This is a genomic window from Noviherbaspirillum sp. L7-7A (assembly GCF_019052805.1).
Classification (GTDB): domain Bacteria; phylum Pseudomonadota; class Gammaproteobacteria; order Burkholderiales; family Burkholderiaceae_D; genus Noviherbaspirillum_A.
Genome location: NZ_JAHQRJ010000001.1, coordinates 1027548 through 1053289, shown reverse-complemented (window position 1 = coordinate 1053289; position 25742 = coordinate 1027548). Strand labels below are relative to the sequence as shown.

Below are 25742 nucleotides of genomic sequence, written 5' to 3'. Positions count from 1 at the left end.
TTTTTGGCAAAAAAAGGAAAGCATGATGAAAAAACCAGCATATGACAGCTTCCCAAAGGAAATCACGAGCCCAGGCGGTCGAGGCATGACAACTTCCTTCGGCTCCACTCAAGAGGCAAACCATGGCAACCATGTACTGGACACGCAGGACCTCGAACAAATTAACGGAGCATCCAGTACGGAAGTCGATAACTTGCTCCGCGAGGAACGGCGGCTGCGTGCTGCTTATCTACGTCATGGGAACAGCAAATCCGAGGGCGACAGAATTCTGAAAAAATACAACGAAACTACGCAGAAATTGCACGACTTGGGCGAGTTGAAAGACACCTGGCGCGGCCTTGGCCCTTGAAATGCATGCCATATCTGTTGTTGCCGGCGCTGAAATCATTCCTTCATTCATCAGCCCGTGACGTGCAGAAGGCATTCAGAGCCGCAACAAGGTAGCCTGTGACCCGCTTGCAAATCCGTATCGACAGCTATCAGTCAGCAGGCACAGCAAACAGTCCAAAGGTCTGCACCTAGAGGCGAATTTGGAAGCTGGTGGTCTTCGGCCTTCCTGACAAGTCCAGCCGCGCCACGGCCGGAGGGCTACTGGCAATGAGCTTGCCGCCACGCAGCACCGCCAGCCGCGTCGCCCGCAGCCGGATCGCCTCTACCGGGTCGCGCGCCTGCAGCAGCACCAGGTCGGCGCGGCAGCCCGGCGCCAGGCCGTAGGCTTCCAGGCCGAGGATCGCGGCAGGGGTTGATGTGACGGCCGCAAAGCATTGCTTCATCGCTTCCTGCCCGGTCATCTGTGCCACATGCAGGCCCATGTGCGCCACTTCCAGCATGTCGCCGCTGCCCAGGCCATACCACGGGTCCATCACGCAGTCATGGCCAAAGGCCACCGGCACCCCGGCCGCCAGCAGTTCCGGCACCCGGGTCATGCCGCGCCGCTTGGGATAGCTGTCATGGCGGCCCTGCAGGGTGATGTTGATCAGCGGGTTGGCGATGGCGGCCACGCCGGCTTCCCGCATCAGCGGCAGCAGCTTGGAGACGTAGTAGTTGTCCATCGAATGCATCGAGGTCAGGTGCGAACCGGTCACCCTGCCCTGCATGCCCAGCCGCTGCGCATGGTAGGCCAGGGTCTCGATATGGCGCGACAGCGGGTCGTCGGTTTCGTCGCAATGCATGTCGACCATCAGGCCACGCTCGCAGGCCAGCTCGCATAGCAGTCGCACCGATTCCGCGCCGTCGGCCATGGTGCGCTCGAAATGCGGTATGCCGCCGACCACATCCACGCCCATGTCCAGCGCACGCACCAGGTTGCGCATGGCATTCGGCGAGCGCAGCAGGCCGTCCTGCGGGAAGGCCACCAGCTGCAGGTCGAGATAGGGCCGCACTTTTTCCTTCACGTGCAGCAGGGCTTCCACCGCCAGCAGCCGGTCGTCGCAGATGTCGACATGGCTGCGTATGGCGAGCAATCCCCTGGCCACCGCCCAGTCGCAATAGGCCAGCGCCCGCTCCACCAGCGCCTCCTGCGCCAGCGCGGGCTTCAACTCGCCCCACAGCGCAATGCCCTCCAGCAGCGTGCCGGACTGGTTCACCCGCGGCAGGCCATAGGACAGGGTGGAATCCATATGGAAGTGCGCATCGACGAAAGGCGCCGTCACCAGTTGCCCGGCCGCGTCCATGGTCTGCCCGGCATCGGCCTGCAGGTTGGCTTCCAGCGCCACGATGCGGCCGTCGCGTATGCCGATGTCCTGCCGGTTGCGGCCGTCGGCCAGGGTGCAATTCCTGATCAGCAGATCCAGCATGCTTGCTCCTTGTTGTTGGTGCCCAAGTGCCTACGCCAGGCCGCAGCCGCGCAGCAGCAGGGTTTTGAGATGCCGCGTTGCCGCGCCGATCTGCGGGTCATCGAGCTGTCCCACATCCAGCACGGCGCACACCTGGGCCTCGAAGTCGGCATAGGTCTGGGTCGCGGCCCAGATGGTGAAGAACAGGTGGCGCGGATCGACCGGCGCCATCCTGCCGTCGGCAATCCAGCGCTCGATCACGGCCGCCTTGCGCGCCACCAGTGCGCGCAGTTCGCCGCGCAGGATGTCGCCGATCTCGGTGGCGCCGTGCAGCACCTCGTTGGCGAATACCCGGGAGGCATCCGGATGGGTGGCGGTCAGGCGCATCTTGGCCTCGATGTAGTCCGACAGCGCTACGCCGGGATCGTTATCCTCGCGGATGCTGTCGGTCGGCGCCAGCCACAGCGCCAGGATATGCGTCAGCACTGCCCTGTAGATCTCGCGCTTGGTGCCGAAGTAGTAATGCAGGTTGGATTTCGGGATGCCGGCGCGCTCGGCGATCTCGGCCATGGTGGCGCCGGCATAGCCGGCGCGGGCAAACACCTGCTCTGCCGCCTGCAGGATGTCGGCCTCGTTGGCAAGGCGTATGCGGCCCTTGCCCTTTTCCCCGGGCCCGGCCACCGCGCCTTCCATGCCGCGCAGGCCGTCAGCGGGTGCCGAACATGCGGTCGCCGGCGTCGCCCAGGCCCGGCACGATATAGCCGTGCTCGTTCAGTCGTTCATCCAGCGCCGCCGCCACCACCGGCACGTCCGGATGGGCGGCGCGCAATGCGGCGAGTCCTTCGGGCGAAGCCAGCAGGCAGACGTACTTGATGCTGGTGGCGCCGCTTTCCTTCAGGCGGCTCAGTGCGGCAATGGCGGAATTGCCGGTGGCCAGCATCGGATCGACCACGATCACCAGGCGCGCACCGATGTCGTCCGGCATCTTGAAGTAGTACTCGACCGGCTCCAGGGTTTCCGGATCGCGGTAGAGGCCGATATGGCCGATGCGGGCCGCCGGCAGCACGTCCAGCATGCCGTCCAGCATGCCGTTGCCGGCGCGCAGGATGGACACCAGGCACAGCTTCTTGCCGCTGATGATGGGCGACTCGATGGTGGCCAGCGGCGTGTTGATGGTGATCAGCTCGGTTGGCAGGTCACGCGTGACTTCATAGGCCAGCATCTGGCTGATCTCGCGCAGCAGGCGGCGGAAGTTGTCGGTGGTGGTGTTCTCGCTGCGCATGAAGGTCAGCTTGTGCTGGATCAGCGGATGCGTGATCAGGGTGAAGTCCGGATTCATCGGATGTCCTTTAAAGGTTAAAACACGGTGCCGTCGCTATCGATCCGCACCGGCGGTGCGCCGCCCGGGCGGCGCTCGGCGGCGATGCGGCGGCCGGCCGCCCAGGTGCCGCCTTCCAGGATGCGGGCCAGCGGAAACTGCGCCGCCGTCACGCCCAGCTCGTCGCGCACCGCATCGGCCAGCCGGTCCAGCGCCATCACGGTCAGTGCCCGCCATTCCACCACCGCCGGCTCGTCCACGCTCAAGAGGCGGCTGGTGAAGGAAGGGTCGCGGGGCGTGATTATGCCAAAGTCCAGCAACAGGCCGCCATTGCGGTATTCCGGCAGGCCGGTCAGCTGGTCCAGGCCGGTGACGGCCAGGCCGGCTTCCTCCAGCGGCTCCAGCAGCGAATAGGTCAGCCACTGGGTCAGCTTGTGGAACGGCACCAGGCCGTCGTCGGTGCCGGGATGGCGCCAGCAGTCGCCAAGATTGGCGCCGTCCACCGTCAGCCGCCCCGGCCACACCGGCCCGAGGGCATCGAGCAGCAGCTTCAGGACGGCGCCCGCCTCGATGCGGTTATTGTCGGCTCGCGCGGCAATGCTGTCATACAGGTTGCCCAGGCGCGCCGGGCTTCCGAACAGCTTCGGCGCACCTGCCATCACCTCGCCCAGACGGCGCAGCAGGCCGGCCCGGCCTTCCAGTCCCACCAGCGGATTGTCCGGGGCCACCTGAAAAGCCCGTGCCAGCGCGGCGGCGTCGAAGCGGGCCAATGCGGCCGCATCGGTGCGCAGCGGCTGCGCGGCATCGGCCGACAAGGCGCCGCCGGCGAACAGCGCCAGGCTCGCCACGCCCAAGCCTTCCGATCGCGCCAGCCGCATGCCGCCGGCCGCATCGTCGTAATGCCAGTCGGGCCCGGCGCCTGCATCCAGCAGCACGCTCGGTATCACCAGGTCGATGCGCACCCGCGCCCGCTCGGCGGCATCCATCGGAACAGCGTTGGCCAGCGCCTGCCAGCGGTCGATGCCGCCCGCCTCGAAATGCCGCCAGCGGCTGTGGTAAGGCACGCTCAGGTCGGGATAGCGCTGGCGTATGGTGTCGGCGACATAGGCGGCCGCCCGCGGCAGCTGCTCCGGATGCCAGCGGAAATACGGTGCGGCATCGCGCTCGGCCAGCCGCATGATCTGCGCGCAATGGCTGCGCACCGCCTGCGCGCTGAGCAGGGAGGAAGCGGCGCCGCTCATTCGGCCAGCCCCCTGCCCTTGGGCACGGCCAGTTCCTCGATGCTGACCGGCGCAATGGTCGAGAAATAGCCGGCGGCCACCTTGGCATCCATTTCCACGCGGGCATCGGCCGGAATCAGCTCGTCCGGAATCGGCACCCGCTCCACCACTTCGATGCCCTGCTCCACCAGCGCGCCATGCTTCATGTTGCTCATCGATGCCCAGCGGTCGATGCGCTTGATGCCCAGCCAGTGGAACACGTCCGGCATCAGTTCCTGGAAGCGCATGTCCTGCACGCCGGCCACGCATTCGGTGCGGGCGAAATAGGTCTCGGCGCGGTCGCCGCCGACCTGGCGCTTGCGGGCGTTGTAGACCAGGAACTTGGTCACTTCGCCCAGAGCCCGGCCTTCCTTGCGGTTGTAGATCACGAGGCCAACGCCGCCCTGCTGCGCCATCTCGATGCAGACCTCGATGCCATGGGCCAGATACGGCCGGCAGGTGCAGATATCGGAGCCGAACACGTCCGAGCCGTTGCATTCATCATGCACGCGGCAGGCGACCCGGGTTTCCGGCTTGCCCAGTTGCTCGATGTCGCCAAAGCAGTACAGCGTCATGCCGCCGATCGGCGGCAGGAACACCTTCAGGTCCGACCGCGTGACCAGCTCCGGGAACATGCCGCCGGTCTGCTCGAACAGGTTGCGGCGCAGGGCGCTCTCCTTGATGCCGAAGCGCTCCGCCAGGCCCGGCAGATACCAGACCGGATCGATGGCGGCCTTGGTGACCCGTGCGTCGCCATTGTCAAACAGGATCTCGCCATCGGGCTTCAGGCGGCCGGCCTCGATGGCTGCGCGCAGCTCGGGCATGTTGATATGCGCCTTGGTGATGGCGATCGTCGGGCGGATATCGAGGCCGGCGGCGATTTCCTTCTCGAAGGCGCTGGCCACCATGTGGCCATACGGATCGAGCGAGACGATCTTGCCGGCATCGGCCCACTGCGGATGGGGGCCGACCGACTCGGCCGGCGTGGTATCGGTGAAGTCAGGCCGGTGGTCGCGGTTGAGGTTGCCGGAGGCCACCGCCAGCGCCCGGTAGATGGCATAGGCGCCGGAATGGGTGCCGATGGCATTGCGGTGCTGCCCGGCGCTGACGCTGGCGACAATGGGTCCGCGCTCCTGCGGCGTGGCCGCGCCCCAGCGGATGGTATGGGCGGCCTTGTCGCCTCGGCCGGGTGTATGCGACGTCAAAACTATATGGGCGGACATGGATGCGACTCCTCGGTGAGTGTGGCCGTACAACGAACATAAATCCTGACTGCACGGTCAAGTTTATTCCTGTTAGCAGTTTGTGTGCCTGGAAATTTTGGCCGGAAAACACCGCAGTCTTGACCCACCGCAGGCCGGATGCGGGTTGCGGCGCACCCCCAAGGGGAGCCAATGCGTTAAGGTGGGTCATGGCGGTGCAGGACGCCCCAGCAAAAAAGATGACCGGAGACCGCGGCGCCATCCGCAGCGCCGCAAGGAGTTGCAATGAAAGTGCCTATCGATGCCATGCTTCCCTACGCCTCGCTGCAGGAATCCCTGCCTGCCCTGCTGGGTTGCCTGCGCCTGGTGGCGCCGATGCGCTTGTGGATGGTGGGACGGCTGGCAGGCAATTCATGGACCGTGATCCAGGCCGACGACACCCAGAACCGGGTCAGGGCAGGCGACAGCTTTCCCTGGCCCGACACCCTGTGCATTCGGGTGCTGGAGCATTACGGCTGCTGCTTTGCCGAGGATGCCGCCGCCAACCCGGTGCTGGCCGAGGCCCCGGTGAGAACCGCGATTCCGATCGGCGCCTATATCGGCTACCCGATGCTGTCATGGCGGGGCGAGCTGCTGGGCACCATCTGCGGCATCCACCCCGAGCCAATGCCGCCGTTCACCGCCGCCCAGCGGCAGCTGGTCAAGACCATTTCCCGCACCATCAATACCCTGGTCGCCCATTCCTTCAAGCTCGACGATCAGCGTTCGGCGCCGGCCAGGGTCCGGCCGCCGGCCAGCATCGACCATCTGACCGGCCTGCCTAACCATCACGGCTGGCAGGTATTGCTGGAGGAAGAGGAAACGGCGCTGAAGCAGGAAGGCGCCGACGCGCTGGCGATGATGGTGGAACTGAACGAACCGGAAAACAGCGCCGACGGCGCCGGTTCGGTGGACTGGGACAATACCCTGAACCGGGTTGCCCATGTGCTCAAGGACCATGTGCGCGAGCAGGATGGCCTGGCCAGGGTCGGCCCGGCCCGCTTTGCCGTGCTGCTGCGCGGCGTGAACGCCCAACAGGGCGCCCAGGCCGCGGAAAAGATCCGCCAGGCGCTGGCCGATGCCGGCATCCGCGCCGGCATCGGCCATGCGATGCGCCTGGCCAGCGGCTCGCTGTCCAATGCCGTCAGGATTGCCGACATCCGGATGTACAACGCCAAGCTCGGTGCCGCGGGCGTGCCGGGCGCGCCCGGCGACGGCGGCCGGTCTGGATCCTAGAAAAACCGACTCAGGCCATCAGCGCAGGGTGTAGCGGATGCCGACGAACACATTCGAGCCGGCGGTGGCATAGCCGCTTGCCAGCTCGTAGTTCTTGTCGAGCATGTTGTTCCAGCGGCCATACACCGACCAGTCGCGGTTGACCTGGTAGCTGGCATACAGGTTCAGCAAGGCATAGCCGCCCAGCGAAGTGGTATTGGCGCTGTCGTCATAGCGCTGGCTGGCGAACCGGGTTTCCACGCCGCCTGAGAACGCGCCAGCGGCATACTCCAGCGCCACGGTGCCATGCCTTCTGGCGCGGCGCGGCAACAGCAGGTCGGTGGTCTCGTCGCGTGGATTCTGGAAGTCCAGCGAGCCGCGCAGCGTGTACGGGCCGAAACGGGTCGATGCACCCAGCGTGACACCGGTCAGCAATGCCTGGTTGACGTTGTAGGCACAGCCAAACGGGTAGTTTTGCGCCGATACCGGGCATTCAGCGGCATAGACGATCAGGTCGGATACGCGGTTACGGTAATACACCGCACTGAAACGGTCGCTGCCTTTCTCGTAATAGATGCCCGCTTCCACGTTGCGGCCGCGTTCCGGACGATTGGTCGGCACGCCATAGCCGGGGAAGTACAGCTCGTTATAGGTTGGCGCCCTGAAGCTCGTGCCGGCGCTGGCATTGACGCGCAGCGCCTCCGTGATGCGATAGCCATAGCCGAGGTTGCCGGTGGTTTTCGAACCATACTGCGAGCTGTCGTCGTTGCGCAGGCTGGCGCTGGCCAGATGGGCGCCGCGGCGCATCTGGTAGCTTCCGGCAATCGAGTTGGTGGCGCGGCTGTCGGCGTTGAAGTTGCTCGAGTCGACATGCTCGATGCGGCGCTCAAGCACGACCTGCGCCAGGTCGCTGCCGATCGTGATGTCGTTCTGCCAGGTCAACGCGTCCTGCCTGGTTTTGGCGGTGTCGATGCCGAAGCTGGCGATATCCCTGGCCTTGTCCAGGCCGCTGGAAAAGCGCAGCAGGCTGGTCCAGTTGGGCAGCAGCTGGTTGCGGCTGTACAGGGAATAAGCGCCGACATGGCTGATCGAGCGGTCGTTCACGGTGGACGGGCCGGCATCGTATTCGCCCTCCAGCCGGCTGTGCAGGAAGGTCAGTCCGATCTCGTGGCCCTTGGCGAGATCCATTCCCAGCTGGCCGCTGGCGCTTTCGCGGGTATAGCCATCCTTGTCAGGGTTATAGGAAAAGCTTTGCGGCCGGGTCGCGGAAAAGCCCTCGGCCCGTTCGCGCGCCACATTGACCGAGTACCTGACAGCATGCTCGCCGCCCGTGGCGCCGGACAGGCCGGCTTCGAGGTTGCGGGTGCCGTAGCTGCCGAGGCCAGCGCCCACGGTCAGGCTCGGTGCGCGTTCGCCCTTCTTCGTGAAGATCTGCACCACGCCGCCGACCGCATCGGCGCCATACATCGTCGACAGCGGACCATAGACGATCTCGATCCGGTCGATCTGCGACAGCGGCAGCGCCGACCAGGTGGCGCCGCCCAGGGTGGACGACCCGATGCGCACGCCGTCGACCAGCACCACGTTCTGCGCATTGCCTGAGCCGCGCAGGAATACCGAGGCGGCAGTGCCCGGCCCGCCATAGCGCGACACCTCCAGCCCGCGCTGCTGCTGCAGCAAGTCGACCAGGTTGGTCTGGCCCGAAGCGGCGATCTGCTCCGCGGTGATCACGACGTTATCCGTCAGCACATCCCGCACCGGTTGTGGCGTACGGGTGGCGGTGACCTGCACTGCCGGCAATGCGGCGTCGGTCTGCTGGGCCAGGGCGGTCAGGGGAAAGGCAGCGGCAATGGCGGCTGCAATGAGAGGCGCGTGGAGCAGGCCCACGTCCGGAGTACGAGTCGAAGTCATGTTTGGAGTGCGAAAGGGCAACCGGCCTGCTTCCCCGCGGGCCGGATGGAACGGAAGACAGGGCCGGAGCCTGCGCGACGGAAGGACGGTGCTTGCCTTCGGCCGTGCAGTCGCATGGACTGCTTCCACCTGTTCTGGCCGGTATCCGGGCTGACAAGACCGACCTTTCACCTTCCCATACCGTAGAGCGTTGTCGGCTTGACTGGCTTAGGCGAGACCGAGCCAAATTGCCCCCGGAACAAGGCGCGGCGACGAGTCGTAGCGGGGCTACGGCGAGAAGTCGCAACGCAGTGCCGGGGCCAATTTGGCCGGTGTCGACAAGCTGGTCAGGCCAATAACGCTCTTTGCACAGTGGTTTTGAATAAGGCCAGCCGCATTGCTGCGGCGCTTGCTTTACCGTTGCGGGGGCAGCACACGCTGGACACGCGCCGTGAAAGGACGGCGCGGACTTCGTGTTTCCCGTTTAACTGCGGACCTGGGCAGGTCCGCGGGCACCAGAACGGCGCAATTGTACGGAGACCGCGGACTTAGGGCAATTGCAAAAACGAACCGGACATCAGCGCACCGCGCTTACTTCCAGCCGCTGCGCCAGCTCCAGAAGCCTTGGCCGCACCTCGTTGAGCAGGAATTCCTGCGACAGCGTGGTCGATGGCCCGCCGCAGTTGATGGCCATCGCCGAATTGCCGCTGACCGGGCGAAAACCCACAGCAATGCCATTGACATGCTTCTGCCAGTCGCCGAAGGACGTGGCGCAGCCATATTCCCGGTCGTCGGCCAGGGCTCGCTCAAGGCCAGTCACCACATTCGCATAGGCCTGGTCGTCCAGCTCGCGGGCGCGGTTCAGTATCTCTTCCCGTTCCTGCTCGCTGGCACGCGCCATATAGGCGCGGCCGATCGCCGAGGTCGCCAGCGGAATGCGCGAACCCACCTGCAGCGTCAGCGCCAGCGCTGCCGTGCTGTGCGACACCTCGACGTAAATCATGGACAGCTTGTCGCGCACCGCAATGGCGACGGTGGCGCCGGAGAACTCGGCCAGTTCCTGCATCAGCGGCCGCGCCAGCTGGCGCACGTCCATCCGCGCCAGGGTAGCGCTGCCCAGCGCCAGCGTGGCATTGCCCAGCGCGAACCGGCCGCCGTCCGGCAGCTGCACCAGGTAGCCAAGCTTGGTCAGGGTGTAGGTAATGCGGGTGACGGTGGACTTGGGCAGGCCGCAGCGTTCGGCGATCTGCTGGTTCGACAGCGACCTGTCGCCGGAACGGAAGCAGGAAAGCACCTCGAGACCGCGTGCCAGTGCGGTGATGTAATAGCGGTCCTCGCCAAGGCGGACGCTGTCGTCCGCCGGGTCGAGGCTGTCGTCGGTGACGGGAAGTGAGGAAGTGCTCATGATCTGGAAAGGCCGCATCGCGCCGGTTGGCAGGCGGCTCTGCTTGAAATGGTGGGATGACGTTAGCACATTCGCCAGTTTTGCGAAACACTGTTTCACTGCGCGGCACTGGTCGTGCCGCCACGCCAGAAAGTCATCAAAAAAAAGCCCGCGGAACCCGGGATGCATGCATTCGGTATTCCGCGGGCCGTGGCCGGACGCTAGTTCGGCCTGTTTCTTATGCTGCTTCGCGCGACGCCTTCTTGCGCTCGTGTTCCTTCAGGTAGCGCTTGCGCAGGCGGATGCTCTTGGGGGTAATTTCCACCAGCTCGTCGTCCTCGATGAATTCCACCGCGTATTCCAGCGACAGCTGGACCGGCGGCACCAGGCGCACCGCTTCGTCCGTGCCGGAAGCGCGCACGTTGGTCAGCTGCTTGCCCTTGATCGGGTTGACCACGAGGTCGTTGTCGCGGGAGTGGATGCCGATGATCATGCCCTCGTACACCGGGTCGTTGTGGACCACGAACATGCGGCCGCGATCCTGCAGCTTCCACAGCGCATAGGCCACGGCGGCGCCGTCGTCCTGCGAGATCAGCACGCCGTTGCGACGGCCAACCATTTCGCCCTTGGAGCTGTCGACCGCTGCGTATTCGTCGAAGATGTGGCTCATCAGGCCAGTGCCGCGGGTCAGGGTCATGAATTCGCCCTGGAAGCCGATCAGGCCACGTGCCGGGATCTTGTATTCCAGGCGGACACGGCCCTTGCCGTCCGGCTGCATGTCCTGCAGGTCGCCACGACGGCGGCCCAGTTCTTCCATCACGCCCCCCTGGTGGTTTTCCTCGACGTCCACCGACAGCAGCTCGAACGGCTCGTGGCGCACGCCATCGACCATCTTGAACACCACGCGCGGACGCGACACGGCCAGCTCGTAGCCTTCACGGCGCATGTTCTCGATCAGGATGGTCAGGTGCAGTTCGCCGCGGCCCGATACTTCAAACACGGTGTCGTCGTCGGTCGGCGAAACGCGCAGCGCAACGTTGGCCTTCAGCTCACGATCCAGGCGGTCACGCAGCTGGCGGCTGGTGACGAACTTGCCTTCCCGGCCGGCCAGCGGCGAGCTGTTGACCATGAAGTTCATGGTCAGCGTCGGCTCGTCGACCTTCAGCATCGGCAGCGCATCCGGGGTGTCCGGCGCGCAGACGGTGGTGCCGATGCCCAGTTCCTCGATGCCGTTGATCAGCACGATGTCGCCGGCGACGGCTTCGTCGACCAGCACGCGCTCCAGGCCCTTGAAGTTCAGCACCTGGTTGATGCGCGCCTTCTGCGGCGTGCTGTCCGGGCCGTTCATGATGATCACGTCCTGCAGCGCCTTGACGCGGCCGCGGGTGATGCGGCCGATGCCGATCTTGCCCACGTAGGAGGAATAGTCGAGCGAGGAAATCTGCAGCTGCAGCGGGCCGTCCGGATCGTCGTCGCGCACGGGAACGTGCTGCAGCACGGCGTCGAACAGCGGCTTCATGTCGCCTTCGCGCACTTCCGAGTCGAGGCTGGCGTAGCCGTTCAGGGCCGAGGCGAACACGACCGGGAAGTCGAGCTGCTCTTCGGTGGCGCCGAGCTTGTCGAACAGTTCGAAGGTGGCGTTGATGACCCAGTCAGGACGGGCGCCCGGACGGTCGATCTTGTTGACCACGACGATGGGCTTCAGGCCCAGGGCCAGCGCCTTGCGGGTCACGAAACGGGTCTGCGGCATCGGGCCTTCCACCGCGTCCACCAGCAGCAGCACGCTGTCGACCATGGACAGCACGCGCTCGACCTCGCCGCCGAAGTCGGCGTGGCCCGGGGTGTCGACGATGTTGATGTGGGTGCCTTCGTATTCGACCGCGCAGTTCTTGGCCAGAATGGTGATGCCGCGTTCTTTTTCGAGGTCGTTGGAGTCCATCACGCGCGCGTCAACATGCTGGTTCTCGCGGAAGGTGCCGGACTGGCGAAGCAGCTGGTCAACCAGCGTGGTTTTGCCGTGATCGACGTGGGCGATGATGGCGATGTTGCGTATTGCGCGTTTGGTATTTGACATGATCTCTTGTCTGCGAATGTGGCGGAATTACGGAAGACGCGCATTGTATCATGCTGCGACGCACGAAACTCCGGAAAAATCCCTTTATTTCAACGAGTTGCCGACGCAAGGGAAAGTCTGCAACAGGATCTCGACGGTTATCCGGCGAGCACCAGCCGTTCCGGCGCGAGCACGCCGTAGTCCATCAGTTGCGCAATGCCCAGCAGGCGGGCGTCGCTCTGGCGATACACCTTGACCCGGCCTGCCTGCGGCAGCGGCGCGATGCCCGCCTGCCCCAGCGCCAGGCGCTGGCCATGCAGGAAGCGGCGGGCAAGCTCGTCGTCCAGGTTCAGTAACGGGAAACTCGACAGCAGCGCATCGACCGGCGCCAGCGCGGCGGCACGCTGCGGCTCGTCCAGCGCGCCCAGCTGATCCAGCGTCATCGCGCCTTCCAGCGTCAGCTGGCCGACCGCGGTGCGGCGCAGGGCTTGCAGATGCGCGCCGCAACCGAGCGCCGCGCCGATATCCTCGCCCAGCACCCGGATATAGGTGCCCTTGCTGCAGGTCACTGCCAGCCGCAGCAGCGGCGCTTCATACGACAGCAGCTCCAGCGCATGAATCACCACCTGGCGCGCCTCGCGTTCCAGCGTGATGCCGGCGCGGGCATATTCATATAGCGGCTTGCCGTCGCGCTTCAACGCCGAATGCATGGGCGGAACCTGGGCGATCGGGCCGCGGAACTGCGCCAGCACCGCTTCGATCTGCGCCAGCGTCACGTCGACACCGGCGGTGCCAATCACGTCGCCTTCGGTGTCGCCCGTGTCGGTGCGCACGCCCAGGTGCACGGTGGTTTCATAGGCCTTGTCGGCTTCCAGCAGGTCCTGCGAGAACTTGGTGGCTTCGCCGAAGCACAGCGGCAGCAGGCCGGTGGCGAACGGGTCCAGCGTGCCGGTATGGCCCGCCTTTTCCGCGTTGAGCAGGCGCTTTGCGCGCACCAGCGCGTCGTTGGACGACAGGCCTTCGGGCTTGTCGAGCAGCAGCACGCCGTGCACCGGCACCCGCTTTCTTCTTGCCTCAGTCTTCATCCGCATCCAGCGCACGGCTTGCATTGGCTTCGTCGATCAGCTTGGACAGCGCGGCGCCGCGCGCGGTCGAGTGGTCGTGCACGAAATGCAGTTCCGGCAGGGTGTGTATCGTCAGGCGCTTGCCGAGCGTGAGACGGATGTAGCCGGCCGCCTTGGACAGGCCCTGGATGGTGTTCTTGATGACTTCCGGATCGTCCGCCAGCGTGGTGAAGAACACCTTGGCGTGGGCGTAATCGGGGGTCAGCTGGACTTCGGTAATCGTGATCATGCCGACCCGCGGGTCTTTCAGTTCATAGGCGATGATTTCGGCCAGGTCGCGCTGGATCTGGTCGGCCACGCGCAATCCGCGGGCCGGTATGGTTTTGCTGTGTTTGGCCATGATGATGGATGTTGGGTGGTTGATGGATGGCGCTGAAAGGCAAGGCGCACCGTTGCAGCCTGAGCGGCTCGCAGCCTGGAGGATGGGTGTCCAGGCTGGCCTGGCGTGTTGCCGGGCGGCTTCTGCGCTGACGACCTCGCCGCAGCAATGCGGGCATGTCGGCATCCAGCAAAAAAATCGGGACCCGGCGATGCACATCGTACACCGCGGAATCCCGACGGGTCTTGACGCTCTCGCCTTACAGCGTGCGCGCCACTTCCTGCACTTCGAACAGCTCGAGCTGGTCGCCTTCCTTGATGTCGTTGAAGTTCTTCAGCGTCAGGCCGCACTCGAAGCCCGACTTGACTTCCTTGACGTCATCCTTGAAGCGCTTCAGCGAATCGAGCTCGCCGGTCCAGACCACCACGTTGTTGCGCAGCAGGCGGGCCGACGCGCCACGGCGGGCAATGCCTTCCAGCACATAGCAGCCCGCGATCGCGCCAACCTTGCTGACCATGATGACCTGACGGATCTCGACCAGGCCGATATTGTTCTCGCGCTTCTCCGGCGCCAGCATGCCCGACATGGCCGCCTTGATCTCGTCCACCGCATCGTAAATGATGTTGTAGTAACGGATGTCGACCCCATTGGCTTCGGCCAGCTTGCGCGCCTGGGCATCGGCCCGGGTGTTGAAGCCGATGATGACCGCCTTCGACGCAACCGCCAGGTTGACGTCGGACTCGGTGATGCCACCGACGCCCGCATGCACCACCTGCACCCGCACTTCGCTGGTGGACAGCTTCTGCATCGAATGCACCAGCGCTTCCTGCGAACCCTGGACGTCGGTCTTGATGATCATCGCCAGCGACTTGACTTCGCCTTCGGCCATCTGCTCGAACATGTTTTCCAGCTTGGCTGCCTGCTGCTTGGCCAGCTTCACGTCGCGGAACTTGCCTTGACGGAACAGACCAATTTCACGCGCCTTGCGCTCGTCGGTCATGACCATGACTTCCTCGCCGGCATTCGGCACCTCGGTCAGGCCCTGGATTTCCACCGGCAGCGACGGACCCGCTTCGGCAATCGACTTGCCATTCTCGTCCAGCATCGCACGGACGCGGCCATAGGCCGAGCCCGCCAGCACGACGTCCCCGCGCTTCAGTGTGCCCGACTGGACCAGGATGGTGGCCACCGGGCCACGGCCCTTGTCCAGCTTGGCTTCGATCACCAGGCCACGCGCCGGCGCATCCACCGGCGCCTTCAGTTCCAGCACCTCGGCCTGCAGCAGCACCTGCTCCAGCAGATCGTCCACGCCCTGGCCGGTCTTGGCCGACACCGGCACGAACGGCGAATCGCCGCCGTATTCTTCCGGCACTACCTGCTCGGCGACCAGTTCCTGGGTCACGCGGTCTAGGTTGCTGCCCGGCTTGTCGATCTTGTTGATCGCCACCACCAGCGGCACGCCGGCCGCCTTCGCATGGGCGATCGCTTCCTTGGTCTGCGGCATCACGCCGTCGTCCGCCGCCACCACCAGGATGACGATGTCGGTTGCCTTGGCGCCGCGGGCACGCATGGCGGTGAACGCCTCGTGGCCCGGGGTGTCGAGGAAGGTGATCATGCCGCGCGGCGTCTGCACATGGTAGGCGCCGATATGCTGCGTAATGCCGCCAGCTTCGCCGGATGCCACCTTGGCGCGACGGATATAGTCCAGCAGCGAGGTCTTGCCGTGGTCGACGTGACCCATCACTGTCACGACCGGCGCACGCTCGATCTGCTCGGCGTCGGCATGCTCGGCGCCATCCTGCAGCAGGGCTTCAGGATCGTCCAGCTTGGCCGCATGGGCGGTGTGGCCCATTTCCTCGACCAGGATCATTGCGGTTTCCTGGTCCAGCACCTGGTTGATGGTGACCATCTGGCCCAGCTTCATCAGGTGCTTGATGACCTCGGATGCCTTGACCGCCATCTTGTGCGCCAGTTCGGCCACGGTAATGGTTTCCGGCACGCTGATGTCCTTGACCACGGCTTCGGTCGGCACCTGGAAATTGGTCTCGCGGTCGTCCGAATGGCCGCCACGGCGACCGCCGCGCGGACCCGCGCGCCAGCCATCGCGACCGCCGCCGCCGGTCGGCGCGCCACGGGTCTTGATACCGGGGCCGCGCTTCTTGGCGTCGTCCTGCCAGGTCGACGACACATTGGCCGACTTGATGGACTTCTTGTCCGGCGTTGCGACCGGCTTCTTGTCATCCTTCTTGACTTCGGTCTTCTTGTCGGCCGGCTTGTGCAGCGTGCCTTCCTGCGGCTTGGCCTTGGCAACCGGCGCGGGCGCCGGCTCCGGCGCCTTGATTACGCGGCGCGGCGCATTCATCATGGCCTTGATCTGCGCGACTTCGTCGGCTACTGCCTTGCGGGCGCGCTCGACGGCGGCCGCGCGCTCGGCGGCTTCCTTGGCATCCTGCTCACGCTTCTTGCGGGCCTCCTCTTCGGCGGCGCGCTTGGCTTCCTCGGCGGCCGGATCGGGCTTGGGCGGCGCAACGGGCGCCTTGGCCTGGGTTGTCTGGGCCTGGGCAGCAGTGCGACGTGCATTGGCTTCGGCCGCAGCCTTTTCTGCGGCGGCTTTCTGCGCAGCGCGCGCCTCGGCTTCTTCCTGGGCGCGGCGTTCCGCTTCCAGCGCGGCCAGACGTTCCTGACGCTCGCGCAGTTCAGCCTGCTGGCGTGCAGCCTGCTCGGCAGCCTGGCGGCGCGCCTCTTCATCGCGGCGGGCGGCTTCAGCCGGGTCCACCGCCGGCGCGGCAGCCTGCGGCGCCGGCGCTTCTTCCGGGGTCGGCTCGGCACGCTGGACGAAAGTACGCTTCTTGCGCACTTCCACCTGGATCGTGCGCGACTTGCCAGTGGCGTCGGCCTGCTTGATCTCGGTGGTTTCCTTGCGGGTCAGGGTGATCTTTTTCTTTTCGCTATCCGGCGCCACACCATGCGCGCGACGCAGATGACCGAGAAGCTTGTCCTTGTCTTCCTTGGAAAGCTGGTCGGAGGTCGAGCTCTTCTCGACGCCGGCTGCGCGCAATTGGGTCAACAGCAGGTCGGCCGGCATTTTGAGCTCGGTGGCAAATTGGGCTACGTTGGTACTCGCCATTCAGTCCTCTTTTCTATGTGACGCGGTGGATGATGTGGGAACCGGCTTACTTGACAGCTGCCAGGCTCCACGCCTTGGCCTGCAGGGCCTTGGCGCGATCGTCGTACTTCAAGTCGATCAGCTTCATCTCCTCATCGCTCACATCTTCGAATGCATTGTCTATCAGCTGGCGCGCGCGGTCTGCCGGCAGCGCCAGTATTGCCCCAAATTCATCGTAGGCCAGCGCCGAGAACTGCTCCAGCGTCTTTACGCCCGACAGTCCCAGCTTGCCCGCTGTGACGCGGTCCATGCCGTCCAGGTTGACCAGGCCTTCTTCCATGCCTTCCAGGCCTTCCTCGGAAGCGATCGCCTCGGTCACCAGCGCGTCGCGGGCACGGTTGCGCAGCTCGTTGACGGTGTCTTCGTCGAACGACTCGATTTCCAGCATTTCCGTGATCGGCACATAGGCGATCTCTTCCAGGCTGGAGAAACCTTCGCTGGCCAGGATGTCGGCGACTTCCTGGTCGACGTCGAGCTTGTCCATGAACAGCGCGCGCACCGCGGCGGTTTCCTGGGCAGCCTTGTCGGCCGATTCCTCTGCCGTCATGATATTGATCTGCCAGCCGGTCAGCTCGGCGGCTAGGCGCACGTTCTGGCCGCCGCGGCCGATGGCGATCGCCAGGTTTTCCTCGTCGACCACCACGTCCATCGCATGCTTTTCCTCGTCCACCATGATGGACGATACATTGGCCGGCGCCAGCGCGCCGATGACGAACTGGGCCGGGTCTTCCGACCACAGCACGATGTCGACGCGCTCGCCGCCCAGTTCGCCGGTCACTGCCTGCACGCGCGAGCCGCGCATGCCGACGCAGGTGCCGATCGGGTCGATCCGCTTGTCATTGGTGAAGACCGCAATCTTGGCGCGTACGCCGGGGTCGCGCGCTGCCGACTTGATCTCCAGCAGGCCCTGCTCGATCTCGGGCACTTCCAGCTCGAACAGCTTCATGATGAATTCAGGCGCGGTGCGCGACAGGATCACCTGCGGGCCGCGGGCATTGCGCTCGATGCGCTGTATGTAAGCACGCACACGGTCGCCGATACGCAGGTTTTCCTTCGGGATCATCTGGTCGCGCGGCAGCCGCGCTTCGATCTTGCCGGACTCGACGATCGCGTCGCCGCGCTCCATGCGCTTGATGGTGCCGGTGACCAGCGCGTCGCCGCGCTCCAGGAAGTCGGCCAGGATCTGCTCGCGCTCGGCGTCGCGGATGCGTTGCAGCACGACCTGCTTGGTGTCCTGCGCAAAACGACGGCCGAAGTCGACCGATTCAATTGGCTCTTCGATGAAGTCATCGACTTCGATATCGGGAATCTGGTCCTTGGCTTCGAACAGCAGGATTTCCTGGTCGGGCAGCTGCAGGCCGGCTTCGTCGGGAACGACGTGCCAGCGGCGGAAGGTTTCGAATTCGCCATTGTCGCGGTCGATCGAGACGCGGATATCGACGTCGCCTTCGTAGCGCTTCTTGGTAGCCTGCGCAAGCGCATGCTCCAGCGCGCCGAAAACGACTTCCTTATCCACGTTCTTTTCGCGCGCCAGCGCGTCAACCAACAATAAAATCTCGCGACTCATGCTTTGCGACTCCTAAAATCCACTTTTGGCACCAGGCGTGCCTTGTCCACATCGGCGATCGTAAATTCCAGGATCGCCGGGCCGTCTTTTCCTTCAAATTCAAGCTTGAGCTGGTCGCCTTCGGGGACCTGCAGGATGCCCTCGAAGGACTTCCTGTTGGCCGCACCTGGCATCGGCATGCGCAATTTCACCAGTGCCTCCTGCCCTGCGAAGCGGCGGTAATCCCCCAGCTTCTTCAGCGGCCGGTCCAGCCCGGGCGACGACACTTCCAGCCGCTCGTAATTGGCGTTCTCGACCGTCAGCACATGCAGCAGCTGGTGCGTCACCTTTTCACAATCCTCTACCGTGATGAAGCCGCGATCGGCCTCCTCTTCGGTGAAATCGATGAACACACGCAGCAGGCCACGGCCGGCCTGCTCGAAATCGACAAGGTCATAACCCATGCCGACGACGGTTTTTTCTATCAGTTGCAGCAATTGCAAGGCGTTTCTCCGATGTTTGCTGACCAGCCGCCGCAAGCGATGCACAATCGTTTGCCAAAAAAAAAATGGGCATCTGCCCATCTTTCTTATCGTTCAAGCCACGTTCACCTGCTTTGCGATTGTTGCAACGATGTTGCTTACCCACCGTGCAATACTGCATGCGTCGCGGCGACCTTCGTTAACTATTCAATTATACGGGATTACAGAATGCGCCGCAATAATAAATACCGCGGTGCGTCAGGCGACGCACCGCGGTCCAGACTACGGCTTGACGTTCAGCCCTTGGGCCGACGGCGCGGTGCGCCCTGGGCGCCGCCCATCGGATTGCTCCGGCCCTGGCCGGTCGGACGCGGCCCGCGGCCGAAGCCCTGATCGACGCCCCGCCCCTGGCCGGCGCCGGCATTGCGGCGCGGCTGGTTGGCGCCCGGGAAGCCCAGCGCCGTCTGCAATGGATCGGGCTGGCGCGAACGCTGGGGCGCCTGGCCACGGCGCTGCTGCGGATTGCTGTCGAAGGGATTGACGCTTGCCGCGCGCGGCTGCCTGTCAGGGCGGCCCTGCGGCGCGGCGCGCTCGGCGGCCGGCTTGTCCATGCCTATCATGGCCATCAGTCCGCGCACATCATGCTCTTCCATCTCTTCCCAGCGGCCGCGCTTGAGGCCGCGTGGCAGCGTCATCGAGCCGTAGCGGGTGCGGATCAGGCGCGACACCGTCAGTCCGACCGCCTCGAACATGCGCCGCACCTCGCGGTTGCGGCCCTCGCCGATGGTGACCCGGTACCACTTGTTGACGCCTTCGCCGCCGCCGTCGGCAATCCTGGAAAATTGCGCCAGGCCGTCTTCCAGCTCGACGCCAGCCAGCAACTTCTGGCGCATGCCCTCTTCCAGTTCGCCCAGGGTGCGCACAGCGTATTCGCGGTCGATGCCGTAACGCGGATGCATCAGCCGGTTGGCGATGTCGCCGGATGTGGTGAACAGCAGCAGGCCTTCGGTATTGAAGTCCAGCCGGCCCACCGCCAGCCACTTCGCCGCCTTCATGGTCGGCAGCCGGTCAAACACCGACGGACGTCCTTCCGGATCGCTCGTGCTGACGATCTCGCCAGCGGGCTTGTGATAGACCAGCACGCGGGGCGGCTTCTTGCTGACCCGGCGCTGCAGCAGCTTGCCGTTGATGCGCACCTGGTCGGTCGGAAGGATGCGCTGGCCGATATGGGCCGGCTCGCCATTGACGGATACCCGTCCGGCGACGATCAGTTCTTCCATGTCGCGACGCGACCCCAGGCCGGCCTCGGCCAGCACCTTGTGCAGCTTGGGCGCATCGTCTTCCGCCGTCAGGTCACGCCGGACCGCCTTGGCAGGAGCGCGACCGCCGCGCGCATCGTCGGCAGCGGTGTCGAATGCTTCCGACGTCACGAAGGAAAACACATCATCGGCGTCGCCGCCAGCGCTGCGCGGTGCGCGTCCGGGCTTGCCGCCGCTGCGACCCGGCGCAGCCTCGGCGCCCGGCTTTTGCCGGCCGTTCTGGCGCTGCTGGGCGCCACGCGGAGCGCCCGCCGTGTCGCCCTGACGCCCGTCCTCGCGCGAGCCGGGCCGAGTGCGGCGCAGCGGGCGTGGCGTACGAGGACCGCGTCCGGCGCCGGCTTCCTGGGCGCCTCTTGCGCCTGCGGCATCACTGCCCGGGCTGGCCTGCCGTTCGCTGGCGGAATTGTCAGCCATGTCGGCCGCTTGCTTGTCTTTGGGATTAGGCGAGGTCATTTGTCGGTTCTTGGTTTTGCTGACCGGGCGCGGCGTCTTCCGTGGTTTCGGACGCGTGGTCTGGGGGTGAAAGTGGCGTATCGGCGTCCGCGGCACTGCCATGCGACGGCGCTGGGGGAAGATGGTCGGCAGCCACAGGGGCCGGTGTCATCAGGCTGGCGAGATCCGGGCTGCTGATCGCCTGCAGGGGCGGCAGCTGGTCCAGCGACGCCAGGCCGAGGTCATCGAGGAACTGCCTGGTCGTGGCCAGCAGCGCTGGTCGGCCGGGTACGTCCCGATGGCCAATCGCCTCGATCCAGCCACGGTCTTCGAGCATCTTGATGATCTGGGAATTGACGGTCACGCCACGGATTTCCTCGATGTCGCCCCTGGTCACAGGTTGCCGGTAGGCGATGATTGCCAGGGTTTCCATCGTTGCGCGCGAATAGCGCGGCGGCTTTTCAGGGTTCAGCCGCTCAAGGAAAACCTTCATTTCCGGCCGGCTCTGGAAGCGCCACCCGGAAGCCAGCCCCACCAGCTCGATGCCCTTGCCGCGCCAGTCGTGGCGCAGCTCTTCCAGCATCAGCTTGATCGTATCGGCACCGGCCGCCTCGGAACCGTCGCCGGAGACATACAATTTTTTGAGATCGTAGATCGACAAGGGTTCGTTGGTGCAAAGCAATGCGGTTTCGAGGACTTTCTTGGCCTCAGCGGTATTCATGTGCAATTCATCTACGGCAATTCAGTTGCAATTTGCAGAGATCAAAAGTCAGCAGCGGTCGAAAGACGCGCGGCGAACCATTCGTGAACTGTTGCTGCCGCTCCCGGGCGCCCGCTTGTTGGAAGAGAATCGTCGTGGGCCGGGAGGTGCAAATCGGGCAAGGCTAACCGGGGCGACCTGTGGTTTATGGTCCGCGCCGTGCTGCATAAGGTGTGCGGCAGGGCCTGTCCGGTCGGCGGATTATAGAGGAATTGCGTGGGAGTGTCATAAAAAATGGCGCCGCCTGTCAACGGCGGCGCCGACCGGCTTATTCGCCAGCCACCAGCTTCAGCTCGGCCCGCACCGGCGGAAACAGGCAGTCCTGCCGCATCAGCGCAGGCATGTCGGACGCCGGCACCGGGCGCGACACATAGAAGCCCTGCACCTCGTCGCAGCCCATGGCCTGCAGCGCGCGCAACTGGCCCACGCTTTCGACGCCCTCGGCCACCACCCGCATGCCCAGCGCATGCGCCATGACCACAATGGCATTGAAGAGCACATTCGCATCGGACTCGTTGCGCAGCTGCGAAGTGAAGGCGCGGTCGATCTTAAGCACGTCCATCTCCAGGCGCTGCAATTGCGAGAGCGAGGAATAGCCCGTGCCGAAATCGTCGATCAGCAGCTTGATGCCGAGCTGCCGTATGGCCGCCAGCTGGCCCGACACCAGGTCGCCGCCGCCCAGCATGCTGGACTCGGTGATCTCGATTTCGATCAGCCCGGCGTCGACCCGGTAGCGCTTCATGCAGGCCACCAGCAGCGGCCGCAGATGGCCTTCATCAAACTGCAGCGCAGACACATTGATCGATACCGGCGGCACCGGCACGCCCAGTTCGCGCCAGGCGGCAATCTGGGCGATGGTCTTCTCGATCACGGTGGAGCCGATTTCACGGATCAGGCCGGTGTCTTCGGCGATCTGGATGAACTCTTCCGGCGCGAGCATGCCGCGTTCCGGATGCATCCAGCGCACCAGGGCTTCCATGCCGCACAATGCGCCGCTCATCGTATTGACGCGCGGCTGAAAGAACATGATGAACTCGTCCTGCTCGATCGCGCGCCGCAGGGCCTGCTCCTTGCCGAGGCGGCGCATCAGGCTATCGGACAGGCCGGGCTCGTAGAACGAGAAGCGGCCCTTGCCTTCGGCCTTGGCTGCGTACAGCGCGAGATCGGCATGCTTGAGCAGGGTGTCACGGTCGGCGCCGTCGCGCGGATACATGGACACGCCCACCGACGCCTGCACCACATGCGCGCCCTGCCCCGCAACCTCGAATGGTTCGTGCAACGCCTTGATCACCAGCCGGGTCACACGGGAGACGTCGTCGCTGCCCTGCACGTTCTGCAGCACCACGGTGAATTCATCGCCGCCCAGGCGCACCACATGGTCGCTGGCCCGCACCAGCGACTTCAGGCGCGCCGCTGCCTGCTTCAGCAGCAGGTCGCCCGTGCCATGGCCGAGCGAGTCGTTGATATGACGGAAATCGTCGAGGTCGACAAACAGCAGCGCCATGCTGGTGTTGCCTGCGATGCAGCCGGTGATCGCCTGCGGCATGAATTCCATCAGCCAGTGGCGGTTCGGCAAGCCGGTCAGCGGATCGGTATTGGCGAGCTGGCTCAGGGCCTGCTCCTGCGCCCGGCGCTCGGTGATATCGCGCACGGTCATGGCGATTTCGGAACCGGAGCGCACCAGGCGCCGCGACAGCCAGCGCGCGCCCAGCGGGCCATGCGGCGAAGCCAGCATTTCATCCTCGTAATAGCCGGTCTCCATCGCCACGCCAAACACCGACAGCAATTGCTGCGCATGGCTCCCGGAATAAAGCTGCAGGAAACGCCGGCCGACCAGATCGCGCTTGGCCCAGCCAACCAGTTCCGCGCCGCGCTCATTGCAGTCCTCAATGACGAAGTCGGACAGGCTGCCGTCACGGGCATACAGGGCGCGCACCGTATAGAAGCCTTCCTCGGCGCCGTCCACCGCCAGGCTATAGGTCTTGCTCAGTTCCGCCCGCCGCCGCTCGCGCCGGGCGCGGCGCAGCGAAAGCCGCAGGCCGGCGCCAGCCGCGGCAAGCAGGAGCATGGTTGCCGCCAGCGCCCAGCCGTAATGCCGCCGCGCGGCCTGCTGGTGGACGGCGAGCACGTCGTTCTCTGAAAGGCCCGCCACGACTGTCAGCCCACCCTGGGCCAGGCGTTGCCAGGCGACGATGCGGCGCGTCGCATCGTCGAATTCATTGGCTGGCAGCACCGCAATGCCCGCGTTATCCGCAAAATCGTAGGCCCGCATCAAGGGCGACTGCGCAACGCCAGGCCTGCTGTAGGCGCTGCTCAGCAGGACCTGGCCGCTGCTGTCAAGCAGCGAGAGAAAATCATGGCGACCCAGACCGGTCTCGGCGCCGAAGTCGGCGAGGAAGGCGGGATCGGCCACGAACATCACCAGGCCATCGAAGTCGCCATCGCCCGCATCGAGCCGTCGTGACAGCAACAGGCTGGCAGAGGACAGCGCGCCATCCGGAACCCGGCTTACCAGCAAGCCTTCACCGCGATTTCCCTTGTGCCTCAGAAAGAAACCGGCTTGCGCGACATCCTCCGGCATCGGCCCGCTCGATGCCAGCAATCTGCCCGTATTGTCAGCCACGCCGGCAGCCCGCAAACCAAGCGATGGCCGCACGCTGCGGCGCAGCCTGCGTTCCAGCAGTGGCGGTTGGTGCAGTTCTTCCCAGTCATACTGCAGCCCGAGCGCAGCCTGATCGGCCTGCTCGAGCGAATGGCTCAACTGACGGGCATAGGTTTTCGACAGGGCAGCCGCCTTTTGCCTGGCGCTTTCAAGCGTCGTGGATTTGTCATCGTCCAGGCGCAGCAAGGTGACTTTCCAGAGCAGCGCGATCATGCACAAGGCAGAAATTGCCCAGATAGCGCAGAGACGGGCTGAACGCGAGCGACGCGCCTGCTTCATTGCTGTACATAACCGTTCGGAAGGCATTCCCATAAGCGTGTGCAGAAAGCAAATGATGACAATAATTCAACAAAGCAATGTTTGTGCCGGGAAATTAAATTGTTATATTTCAATTGCTTATTGGATATATAGAAGAAAATACTTGGCACGTGTAAAGATTCCCGACAAATCTAATTGCTTTTTGGAATTTTTTAGGAAGATTTTTCTTCCTGTGCATCGCAGTTCGCACAAGGTCCTCGGGGAAGAGGAATCGACACCCGGGGTTGTAATGGGCTTGCCGCCTTCATTGGAGCGCAGCGTTAGCCGGGAATGGCCTTGGCCGGGTTAATGCCGGTGCTGATGATGGATGTCGGGCACATGGGCATGGCTGTGGGTGATCGGCTCATGACCATGGGGATGGGTATGAGGCTCGGTGCCATCCCACGGGAAATCATGGTTGTGCTGATGATGTTCGTCATGCACGTGCGCATGGACGTGATGCATTCCTGTATGCGTATGGGCATGCACATGTTTTTCAGTCAGGTGAAGCCAGATGCCAGTGGCCATCAGAAGGCCGGCGATCCAGAAGCCGGCACCCGGAACTTCCTGCAGCATCAACAGAGAGATTGCCGCGCCCACAAAGGGCGCCGCGGAAAAATAGGCGCCGGTGCGGGCCGCACCGAGATTGCGCAGTGCCAGCACGAAGAACACCAGGCTCAGACCATAGCCGCAAAAGCCGATGACGCCGGCGCTCAGCATGGCCCCCAACGCAGGCAACGGAAAGCCCAGAGAGAGGGCAATGCCCAGGTTCACCAGGCCGGCCGCCAGGCCCTTGATGCCGGCGATCTGCACTGCGTCGCTTGCCGAAATCTTGCGGGTCAGGTTGTTGTCGATGGCCCAGCAAAGGCAGGCTGCAACGATCGCCAGTGCGCCCCAGGGAATGCCGAATTCGGGCCGCTGCTCCCAGCCGAGCACAATACCGCCGGCCACGATCAGCAGCATGCCGGCGAAGATGCGGCGATCAAAGTTTTCCTTGAACACGAACCAGGCCAGCATCGAGGTCAGCACGCCTTCCATGTTCAGCAGCAGCGAAGCGGCAGAAGCCGGCGTGCGGCTCAGGCCGAGCATCAGCAGTACCGGCCCGGCAATGCCGCCGAACAGAATCGCCCCGGCCAGCCATGGAAGATCAGCCCGCGTCAGCCGGGCGGCGCCGGCCTGGTCGGAGGCGGGTCCAAGGGCGCGCAAGCAGAACCAGGCCAGCAGGCCAATTCCGCTACCCAGATACAGCAGTGCAGCCAGCATCACTGGGGAAACCGAGCCAACCAATGTCTTGGCAAAGGGCGTACTGGCGCCAAAGCTCACAGCAGCCAGGAAGGCATAGGCAATACCGCTGGGCATGGTCATTACCGGATGAGCCAACAATCAGGAATCAGGTTCATGGGCAGTGTCAGAGGATTCGATACATCCATTCGCGCTTGTAAAAGACCAGAGTAGCGCAGAATGGGCGGCACCCGTCCCGGCCGGAAACAAGCCCTCCGT

At 64.6% G+C, this 25742-nt stretch carries 20 protein-coding genes and 1 riboswitch; of the genes, 3 read left to right on the top strand and 17 right to left on the bottom strand.

Going from position 1 to position 25742, the window contains the following annotated elements:
- Positions 1-22 precede the first annotated feature (22 nt).
- Positions 23-349 (top strand): hypothetical protein, encoded by a 327-nt coding sequence (locus tag KTQ42_RS04810; RefSeq protein ID WP_217344469.1) that lies wholly within the window; start codon positions 23-25, stop codon positions 347-349.
- Between the two features lie 169 nt (positions 350-518).
- Here KTQ42_RS04810 and KTQ42_RS04805 read toward each other — a convergent pair whose 3' ends face one another.
- The 5 genes from KTQ42_RS04805 to KTQ42_RS04785 are packed head-to-tail and all read right to left on the bottom strand — an operon-like array spanning position 519 to position 5575.
- Entirely contained in the window at positions 519-1796 is a 1278-nt protein-coding gene (locus tag KTQ42_RS04805) for an amidohydrolase family protein (RefSeq protein WP_217344468.1), read from the bottom strand.
- A 30-nt stretch (positions 1797-1826) separates the two neighbouring features.
- Entirely contained in the window at positions 1827-2468 is a 642-nt protein-coding gene (locus tag KTQ42_RS04800) for a TetR/AcrR family transcriptional regulator (protein ID WP_217344467.1), read from the bottom strand.
- A 13-nt stretch (positions 2469-2481) separates the two neighbouring features.
- On the bottom strand, positions 2482-3114 hold the full coding sequence (gene upp, locus KTQ42_RS04795) for a uracil phosphoribosyltransferase (protein ID WP_217344466.1): 633 nt from the start codon (positions 3112-3114) through the stop codon (positions 2482-2484).
- Between the two features lie 17 nt (positions 3115-3131).
- Positions 3132-4334 carry a URC4/urg3 family protein gene (locus tag KTQ42_RS04790; protein WP_217344465.1) on the bottom strand — a complete coding sequence of 401 codons (1203 nt, stop codon included), beginning with the start codon at positions 4332-4334 and terminating at the stop codon, positions 3132-3134.
- Positions 4331-5575, bottom strand: coding sequence for a GTP cyclohydrolase II (locus tag KTQ42_RS04785; protein WP_217344464.1), 1245 nt, complete (start codon positions 5573-5575; stop codon positions 4331-4333). Before KTQ42_RS04785 ends, KTQ42_RS04790 begins: the two co-directional genes overlap by 4 nt.
- A 264-nt stretch (positions 5576-5839) precedes the next feature.
- Between KTQ42_RS04785 and KTQ42_RS04780 the strand changes: the two genes are divergently transcribed.
- Positions 5840-6829, top strand: a complete 990-nt coding sequence (locus KTQ42_RS04780; protein ID WP_217344463.1) for a sensor domain-containing diguanylate cyclase — start codon at positions 5840-5842, stop codon at positions 6827-6829.
- 18 nt (positions 6830-6847) lie between these two features.
- Here the strand turns inward: KTQ42_RS04780 and KTQ42_RS04775 are convergent, their stop codons facing one another.
- From KTQ42_RS04775 to KTQ42_RS04725, 11 genes are all read right to left on the bottom strand, one after another.
- Positions 6848-8719: a TonB-dependent receptor gene (locus KTQ42_RS04775; RefSeq protein WP_217344462.1), complete on the bottom strand. Its 1872-nt coding sequence runs from the start codon at positions 8717-8719 to the stop codon at positions 6848-6850.
- 118 nt (positions 8720-8837) lie between these two features.
- Positions 8838-9233, bottom strand: a riboswitch (cobalamin riboswitch).
- Between the two features lie 42 nt (positions 9234-9275).
- Positions 9276-10103 (bottom strand): IclR family transcriptional regulator, encoded by an 828-nt coding sequence (locus KTQ42_RS04770; protein WP_217344461.1) that lies wholly within the window; start codon positions 10101-10103, stop codon positions 9276-9278.
- 217 nt (positions 10104-10320) lie between these two features.
- Positions 10321-12156 (bottom strand): translational GTPase TypA, encoded by a 1836-nt coding sequence (gene typA, locus KTQ42_RS04765; RefSeq protein WP_217344460.1) that lies wholly within the window; start codon positions 12154-12156, stop codon positions 10321-10323.
- A 137-nt stretch (positions 12157-12293) separates the two neighbouring features.
- Positions 12294-13220: a tRNA pseudouridine(55) synthase TruB gene (truB, locus tag KTQ42_RS04760; RefSeq protein WP_217344459.1), complete on the bottom strand. Its 927-nt coding sequence runs from the start codon at positions 13218-13220 to the stop codon at positions 12294-12296.
- Positions 13210-13599, bottom strand: coding sequence for a 30S ribosome-binding factor RbfA (rbfA, locus tag KTQ42_RS04755; protein WP_217344458.1), 390 nt, complete (start codon positions 13597-13599; stop codon positions 13210-13212). The genes truB and rbfA overlap by 11 nt, the downstream gene beginning before the upstream one ends.
- 238 nt (positions 13600-13837) lie before the next feature.
- On the bottom strand, positions 13838-16705 hold the full coding sequence (gene infB / locus KTQ42_RS04750; RefSeq protein WP_217344457.1) for a translation initiation factor IF-2: 2868 nt from the start codon (positions 16703-16705) through the stop codon (positions 13838-13840).
- Between the two features lie 46 nt (positions 16706-16751).
- Positions 16752-18311, bottom strand: coding sequence for a transcription termination factor NusA (nusA, locus tag KTQ42_RS04745; protein ID WP_217344456.1), 1560 nt, complete (start codon positions 18309-18311; stop codon positions 16752-16754).
- Positions 18308-18793 carry a ribosome maturation factor RimP gene (gene rimP, locus KTQ42_RS04740; RefSeq protein WP_249222642.1) on the bottom strand — a complete coding sequence of 162 codons (486 nt, stop codon included), beginning with the start codon at positions 18791-18793 and terminating at the stop codon, positions 18308-18310. The genes nusA and rimP overlap by 4 nt, the downstream gene beginning before the upstream one ends.
- 275 nt (positions 18794-19068) lie before the next feature.
- Positions 19069-20505, bottom strand: a complete 1437-nt coding sequence (rluB, locus tag KTQ42_RS04735; RefSeq protein WP_249222641.1) for a 23S rRNA pseudouridine(2605) synthase RluB — start codon at positions 20503-20505, stop codon at positions 19069-19071.
- Positions 20506-20530: 25 nt separating this feature from the next.
- A complete protein-coding gene (gene scpB / locus KTQ42_RS04730) occupies positions 20531-21244 on the bottom strand; it encodes an SMC-Scp complex subunit ScpB (RefSeq protein ID WP_217344453.1) in 714 nt (237 codons plus the stop codon).
- Between the two features lie 307 nt (positions 21245-21551).
- Positions 21552-24158 (bottom strand): EAL domain-containing protein, encoded by a 2607-nt coding sequence (locus tag KTQ42_RS04725; RefSeq protein WP_217344452.1) that lies wholly within the window; start codon positions 24156-24158, stop codon positions 21552-21554.
- Between KTQ42_RS04725 and KTQ42_RS04720 the strand changes: the two genes are divergently transcribed.
- Entirely contained in the window at positions 24157-24552 is a 396-nt protein-coding gene (locus KTQ42_RS04720) for a hypothetical protein (RefSeq protein ID WP_217344451.1), read from the top strand. The two genes, KTQ42_RS04725 and KTQ42_RS04720, sit on opposite strands and share 2 nt — an antisense overlap.
- Here KTQ42_RS04720 and KTQ42_RS04715 read toward each other — a convergent pair.
- Complete coding sequence (locus KTQ42_RS04715; RefSeq protein ID WP_283093255.1) at positions 24549-25601, bottom strand: DMT family transporter; 1053 nt, start codon at positions 25599-25601, stop codon at positions 24549-24551. The genes KTQ42_RS04720 and KTQ42_RS04715 overlap by 4 nt on opposite strands.
- Positions 25602-25742: the final 141 nt, after the last annotated feature.

Excerpts from the sequence above, each read along its gene's own strand:
- KTQ42_RS04810 (WP_217344469.1), top strand. The coding sequence starts at position 23 with ATGATGAAAAAACCAGCATATGACAGCTTCCCAAAGGAAATCACGAGC.
- KTQ42_RS04805 (WP_217344468.1), bottom strand. The coding sequence starts at position 1,796 with ATGCTGGATCTGCTGATCAGGAATTGCACCCTGGCCGACGGCCGCAAC.
- KTQ42_RS04800 (WP_217344467.1), bottom strand. The coding sequence starts at position 2,468 with ATGGAAGGCGCGGTGGCCGGGCCCGGGGAAAAGGGCAAGGGCCGCATA.
- upp (WP_217344466.1), bottom strand. The coding sequence starts at position 3,114 with ATGAATCCGGACTTCACCCTGATCACGCATCCGCTGATCCAGCACAAG.
- KTQ42_RS04790 (WP_217344465.1), bottom strand. The coding sequence starts at position 4,334 with ATGAGCGGCGCCGCTTCCTCCCTGCTCAGCGCGCAGGCGGTGCGCAGC.
- KTQ42_RS04785 (WP_217344464.1), bottom strand. The coding sequence starts at position 5,575 with ATGTCCGCCCATATAGTTTTGACGTCGCATACACCCGGCCGAGGCGAC.
- KTQ42_RS04780 (WP_217344463.1), top strand. The coding sequence starts at position 5,840 with ATGAAAGTGCCTATCGATGCCATGCTTCCCTACGCCTCGCTGCAGGAA.
- KTQ42_RS04775 (WP_217344462.1), bottom strand. The coding sequence starts at position 8,719 with ATGACTTCGACTCGTACTCCGGACGTGGGCCTGCTCCACGCGCCTCTC.
- KTQ42_RS04770 (WP_217344461.1), bottom strand. The coding sequence starts at position 10,103 with ATGAGCACTTCCTCACTTCCCGTCACCGACGACAGCCTCGACCCGGCG.
- typA (WP_217344460.1), bottom strand. The coding sequence starts at position 12,156 with ATGTCAAATACCAAACGCGCAATACGCAACATCGCCATCATCGCCCAC.
- truB (WP_217344459.1), bottom strand. The coding sequence starts at position 13,220 with ATGAAGACTGAGGCAAGAAGAAAGCGGGTGCCGGTGCACGGCGTGCTG.
- rbfA (WP_217344458.1), bottom strand. The coding sequence starts at position 13,599 with ATGGCCAAACACAGCAAAACCATACCGGCCCGCGGATTGCGCGTGGCC.
- infB (WP_217344457.1), bottom strand. The coding sequence starts at position 16,705 with ATGGCGAGTACCAACGTAGCCCAATTTGCCACCGAGCTCAAAATGCCG.
- nusA (WP_217344456.1), bottom strand. The coding sequence starts at position 18,311 with ATGAGTCGCGAGATTTTATTGTTGGTTGACGCGCTGGCGCGCGAAAAG.
- rluB (WP_249222641.1), bottom strand. The coding sequence starts at position 20,505 with ATGGCTGACAATTCCGCCAGCGAACGGCAGGCCAGCCCGGGCAGTGAT.
- scpB (WP_217344453.1), bottom strand. The coding sequence starts at position 21,244 with ATGAATACCGCTGAGGCCAAGAAAGTCCTCGAAACCGCATTGCTTTGC.
- KTQ42_RS04720 (WP_217344451.1), top strand. The coding sequence starts at position 24,157 with ATGCACAAGGCAGAAATTGCCCAGATAGCGCAGAGACGGGCTGAACGC.
- KTQ42_RS04725 (WP_217344452.1), bottom strand. The coding sequence starts at position 24,158 with ATGATCGCGCTGCTCTGGAAAGTCACCTTGCTGCGCCTGGACGATGAC.
- KTQ42_RS04715 (WP_283093255.1), bottom strand. The coding sequence starts at position 25,601 with ATGCCCAGCGGTATTGCCTATGCCTTCCTGGCTGCTGTGAGCTTTGGC.